General features: G+C 60.0%; 5 protein-coding genes. All 5 read left to right on the top strand.

The genetic code is table 11. The features are described 5' to 3' along the window. The first annotated feature begins 356 nt into the window (after nt 1–356). Nucleotides 357–845 carry a MarR family transcriptional regulator gene (locus tag ACOVQ0_RS13200; RefSeq protein ID WP_421885172.1) on the top strand — a complete coding sequence of 163 codons (489 nt, stop codon included), beginning with the start codon at nt 357–359 and terminating at the stop codon, nt 843–845. A gap of 966 nt (nt 846–1,811) precedes the next feature. Further along, nucleotides 1,812–2,225 carry an MbcA/ParS/Xre antitoxin family protein gene (locus ACOVQ0_RS13195; protein WP_421885170.1) on the top strand — a complete coding sequence of 138 codons (414 nt, stop codon included), beginning with the start codon at nt 1,812–1,814 and terminating at the stop codon, nt 2,223–2,225. Beyond that, nucleotides 2,222–2,956 carry an RES family NAD+ phosphorylase gene (locus ACOVQ0_RS13190; RefSeq protein WP_421885168.1) on the top strand — a complete coding sequence of 245 codons (735 nt, stop codon included), beginning with the start codon at nt 2,222–2,224 and terminating at the stop codon, nt 2,954–2,956. The genes ACOVQ0_RS13195 and ACOVQ0_RS13190 overlap by 4 nt, the downstream gene beginning before the upstream one ends. 525 nt (nt 2,957–3,481) lie before the next feature. Next, on the top strand, nt 3,482–4,786 hold the full coding sequence (wecC, locus tag ACOVQ0_RS13185) for a UDP-N-acetyl-D-mannosamine dehydrogenase (RefSeq protein WP_421885166.1): 1,305 nt from the start codon (nt 3,482–3,484) through the stop codon (nt 4,784–4,786). After that, nucleotides 4,783–5,883, top strand: a 1,101-nt coding sequence (gene wecB / locus ACOVQ0_RS13180) for a non-hydrolyzing UDP-N-acetylglucosamine 2-epimerase (protein ID WP_421885164.1), incomplete at its 3' end; no start/stop codon positions are given. The genes wecC and wecB, both read left to right, overlap by 4 nt.

Here is a 5,883-nt window from a genome sequence, read left to right as displayed (position 1 = left end):
CTGCCGTAGACGATGGCGACGTATGATCCGCAAATATCTGCCAAAGTAGTGCTAGGCCCAGTCGCCCGAAACTTTTTAGGGCACAGCACGCGATGGCCGCAATAAAATTGCGCAAATTTGTTATGCTATTTTGCCAAAAAATCATGGGGATTGGACCCTGATTGCACTGGCATCAAGTCAACAAGCCCTTCATTCTATTGCTTGGATGATCCTAAGCTCCGGTCGGCGAAAGCGCGCATAAGTAAAAATACGTATACGCCGCGACTTACGATTCGATTACCGACTTGTAGAAATCTAAGGCTGTCAAGTTAGTTGAAACACGGAACGTAACTTCTCTTACTGATCAGGAGGCTTCGTTGAAGACAGACTTCGCCGCACATAATGGCTCCGAACCCGCCAATCCTGCTTCGGTTGGGCAGCGCGAGAACCGACAGGCGATTGCTGATCGCATGGAGGCTCTCGCGATCGAATTGCGCTCTCTTTCAGATGATGAGATGCAGACCGTCCCCACCGAAGGGACACTCTTTGCTCTGGCGAGGAAGATTTACTCGGCGCGGCGTAAGGTTGACGAAATCTTCGGCGTGCCCGGGTTCTCAGTCAGCCCTGCATGGGACATCCTGCTGGATCTGTATCAGGCCAAAAACATGGGCAAGGAAATCTCGGTCACCAGCGCTTGTATCGGTGCGGCATGCCCCCCGACTACGGCCTTGCGATGGCTCCAGGCGCTGGAAAGTCTGCAGCTCGTGAAGCGCCAGCAGGATCACGAAGACAAGCGCCGATCGATGGTCAAATTGACCGAAGGCGGCAAGGTAAAGGTCGTCAATGCCTTGGCATTACACCTGTGATCCGAGCCCAAACGCACTAGCCGGCATTGACGCCCCGGCTCGCCAGTGTGTCGATCACATGCTGGACATGCGCTGCGCAGATGAGCTCACCGGTCCTGTCGATCTCATCACGAGCTTTGCTAAGCTCCTTAACCATTGGAATGGACATCTTGCGTTCCTCGGGAGCGCCCCCTTGCCATGGCTCAAATGTCGGCTTGCTCTGCTGACAAAATCTCACTTGGCAAGAGACGGCGCCTTAACGGTTTTTCACTTGTTTCTGAAGCTGTTTCGGCATGAATTGTAACGGTCTGGCGCAAGAAGCGCGCGGCTGGTAGCGCGCACCGGCAAGCCAAGCGCGCAAAGTGCTCTCAGGCACCAGCGATTCCCTTGCGCTGCCGTGCGCTCATTTGCTCCTGACGGATGACTGAAAGACCGGAAACGGCGACGTAGCCAAGCCGGCGATCCTCGCGAAGGCGAGCATCCATGCCCTTCTGCTCTTGCCGCTATGCGATGGACAGGTCTGCAAACCCATCGCTTTTGCCCATCCACAAGGCAGGCCAGCCCCGACAGGACATGAGGCCGAGAAGCCAGCTCCTGACTGTGAGCAGCCCGGTCAAACACGCATTTGGCTGATGGCGAGCATGCGCTTTTGATCTGGGCCGCATCAATCCCGAAAAAGGCGCGAAAAAGAAGATCGCCGCTGGAAAACTCATGCCGGCAAGGAGGTCTCCCGTCTGCTCCTCCCCATTCCTGTTCGCCATTGGAAACGGGTGATATCGTAGCCTGCCCAAATCAGCCCATCCTTAGCGAAAACCGGAAATCTGCAGGCCCCATTTCCACACCCCCACCCGGCGCGGCCATGGCCGCCTTACCATCAGATAGTCTCGCCTGACTGGCTGTCGGGCCGGCAATGCCAAAAGGCATTAATTTCTAAATTATTGCCAAATGGCAATATTGCTGCTATCTCGCATCACAAGGAGAAACGCAGTGCTCGCTCTGCAACAAATCGATACGACCGTTCCGGCTTTTCGTCCGGAACCCATCACCCAGGACGAGGCCGCCGCGATGTTCAGAGCGGTTCACAGCCTGTTCGGCAAATGGGAGGTGACCGACGAGCAGGCGGCAACCTTGCTCGACATGCCGGTGCGTTCCTACCGGCGCTGGAAGGCGGAAGGACCCGGCCGCATCTCACGGGATGGTCGTGCGCGACTTTCCAACCTAATGGGCATACACAAGGCGCTACGCCTCATATTTGCCGAAGCAACCCTTGGTTATGCCTGGGTCAAGGCGACCAACGATGCATTCGCAGGGGCCAGTGCGCTAGACGTCATGCTCGGAGGTGAACTCACCGACATCATGCGCGTGCGTCGCTACCTCGACGCTGAACGTGGCGGCTGGTGACCGACGCCTTAGGCATACCGATTTCAAAGGTTGAGTGGAAAGGCGCTGTCCGGATCGTCCGGAGTGCTTTCCCGCCTATCGACCTGTTCGAGGACATCGCAGACCCAGCTGACTGGCCGCTGCTGATCTCTGCGGAGCAGAAGACCAACCCTCGTATCGCGGTAACGATCGGCAATCTCGACCTGGTACCAATTGACCGAAGGGTAGGTGGACTAGGCGCCACTTACCTGATGGCGCCATTTACCCATGTCAGCCCTGACCGCCCAAGCCGGTTCAGCGATGGGAGCTACGGCGTGCTCTATGTCGGTGATCGGTTCGAAACCGCATTATTCGAGACAATCCATCATCATGCGCGTTTCATGGCGAGAACCAAGGAGGCCGCAGGCTGGACGTCCCAGTTCCGGGAAATCATCCTGACAGTCAGCGCCGACCTTCACGATCTGCAATCGAGAAAACCGGAACTTTCGCTCGAACTGAACCCCGATAGCTATGCCGCATCCCAAGCTCTGGCTGCAAATCTGAAGCAGACAGGATCAGATGGCATCGTATACCGCAGTGTCCGCCATCCAGAGGGAACTTGCGTTGCACTCTTCTATCCTAACTGCGCATCAAGCCCAGTGCAGGGTCGACACCTTGACTATCACTGGAACGGGAAGCGAGTTGATCTCGTGCGTGATGCAGCATCAGGCGCGGTGTTCCGTGTCATCGGCGATCCTCATTCCCTGCCTTGAGCAACTCGGGCAGAATGTGCAGACTCGCCGAAATGAACCGTGGTAGCCGATTCATGTCAACATAACTGGCAGCTCTGCATCGAGGGCACCCCAAAAACTTCCGCACACGATACAAGCCCGCTGCTGGCACAAGCAATTGACATCAAATGAAGCTCACGTAGCGGCCGCCGCTCTGACCACATCAACCCTGCGTATTTTGTCGTCCCGTTGAAGTGGGTCGCCTGGCTGATCCCCGCCATGAGGCAATCTCAGCCACCGGCGTTCCCTCCAAGCCCTGCTTGATGACGAACGCTTTTCTGCGCGTCCGAGAACTTCGATGCTCTTATGCCGCAACTTCTCGTCCAGCCAAGCAAACCTCGGTCGGAACACTCTTCCTGCAAATGGTCCAATTCTGGCGGCCAGGGACCAGAAGCCGGCACGACCTGCAACAGGGCAAGCCTAATGGTGAAACGCTCGGCAAGCCTAACGCGATTTTAAGGGCTTTGCGGCCAGTGCTGCTCTCGCGATGAGCGGGACCGTGATTTCATGAACGCACCATTCGATGCCACCTCGGCGCTCGGCAATGATGCGCTGAACCTGACCGTGCCCGACCATCAGATCGCGGTGATCGGACTCGGCTATATCGGCTTGCCGACCGCCGCGCTGCTCGCCAGCTATGGCTGGAGCGTGTGCGGGGTGGATGTCTCGCAAGCTGTGGTCGAAACGGTCAATGCCGGCGGCGTGCATATCGAGGAACGCGATCTCGACAAGCTGGTGCACGATGCGATCACGGCGCAGACGCTGGTCGCCTCGACCGAGGTGCCGACCGCGAGTTTCTACATGATTGCCGTGCCCACCCCGCTGGGACCGGACAACGCGCCTGACATCTCCTATGTCGAGGCCGCCGCGCGCGCGATCGCGCCCAAGATCCTTCCCGGTGCCTGCTTGATCGTCGAGAGCACCTCGCCGGTCGGCACCACCGAGCGGGTCGCGCAGATCATCGCCGATTTGCGCCCTGATCTGGTGGTCCCTTGCGACGGCGCCACCGAAGTAGCTGACATTGCGCTGGCCTATTGCCCCGAGCGCGTGCTGCCGGGCCGGATCGTCAACGAGCTGGTGCATAATGACCGCGTGATCGGCGGCGTCACCCCGGCCTGTGCCGAGCGCGCCGCGGAGCTCTACACCAGCTTCGTCAAGGGCGACTGCCTCTATACCACCGCGCGCGTGGCCGAGACGGTCAAGCTGGTCGAAAACAGTTTTCGCGACGTGAACATCGCGTTCGCCAACGAACTCTCGATGATCGCCGATGTGATCGGGGTGGATGTGTGGGACGTGATCCGCCTTGCGAACCGCCACCCGCGGGTCAACATCCTCCAGCCCGGCCCCGGCGTGGGCGGGCATTGCATCGCGGTTGATCCGTGGTTTCTGGTCGCCGGCGCGCCCGAGGCTGCCAGGCTGGTGCGCACCGCGCGCGAGGTCAATGATCACAAGGCCGTGCACACACAGGCCAGGATCCGCGCGCTGCTCGATGCGGCGCCCGATGGCAAGGTCGCGCTGCTCGGCCTTGCCTTCAAGCCCGATATTGATGACTTCCGCGAAAGCCCGGCGCTCGAGATCGCGCAGCAGCTTTCCCGCACGCATGGCGAGCGGATCCTCGTGGTCGAACCGTTTACGGACGAATTGCCCGAGGCCTTTGCCGGAACCGGCGCCGATCTGGTGACGCTTGACGCCGCGCTGCGGCAGGCCGAGATAGTCGTGGTGCTGGTCGATCACACCGCGTTCAAATATCTTTCGCCGCAGGATCTGGCGGGCAAGCTCGTGTTCGACACGCGGGGCATGCTGAGACGATGATCTCCAAAGGCGCTAAGCCGCGCATCCTGGTGACCTTCGGCACCCGGCCCGAAGCGATCAAGATGTTCCCGGTGGTGGCCGCGCTGCGCGAGACCGGACAATTCGATGTCAAGGTCGTGGTCACCGCACAGCATCGCGAATTGCTCGATTCCGTGCTCGCTCTGGCTGATCTGGTTCCGGACGTCGATCTCGATCTGATGCGGCCCGACCAGTCGCTTGATGCGCTCAGTGCGCGCCTCATTGTGCGGTTTGGTGCGGTCTTGGACGACTTGTTGCCCGATCGTGTGCTGGTGCATGGCGATACGCTGACCACCATGATGGCGACCCTGGCGTGCTATTTCCGGCGGATTCCGGTCGGCCATGTCGAGGCCGGATTGCGCAGCGGCGACATCTATTCGCCCTGGCCCGAGGAAGTGAACCGCAAGGTGACAGGCGTGGTCGCCGACCTCCATTTCGCTCCGACGGAGACGGCGGCTGCGGCCTTGCGTGCTGAAAACGTGGCGGAAACATCGATCCACGTCACCGGCAACACCGTGATCGATGCGCTGATGTTCGCGCAGGCGAAGGTCGCGGCCGACCCCACTCTTGCGCCCGCAATAGCCCCGCTCAAGGCGCGGTTTGCGGGGAAGCGGATTATTGCCGTCACCGCCCACCGGCGCGAGAATTTCGGTGCGGGGATGGTGCAGATTGCACAAGCTTTGCAGGAACTTGCGGCGCGCGATGATGTCGCGATCATCTATCCGCTGCACCCCAATCCCAACGTTGCCGAAGTGATGCGACCGGCGCTGGCGGGCCATGACAACATCGCGCTGATCAACCCGCTCGACTACCTCGACTTCGTGGCCATGATGGCGGCCTGCGACATTGTTCTCACCGATTCCGGCGGGATCCAGGAGGAAGCGCCGAGCCTCGGCAAACCGGTGCTGGTGATGCGCGATACCACCGAAAGGCCCGAAGGGGTCGCTGCCGGAACGGCGCGGCTGGTCGGCGCGGATGCGGCAAGAATTGTCGCCGAGACTAGCCGCCTGCTCGATAAGCCGGCCGCCTACCGGCAGATGGCTCTGGCCCACAACCCTTACGGCAATGGCAGCGCCAGC

Source organism: Novosphingobium sp., from assembly GCF_049240505.1.
In the GTDB taxonomy this organism is placed as follows: Bacteria; Pseudomonadota; Alphaproteobacteria; order Sphingomonadales; family Sphingomonadaceae; genus Novosphingobium.
This window is presented reverse-complemented; position numbering and strand designations above follow the sequence as displayed.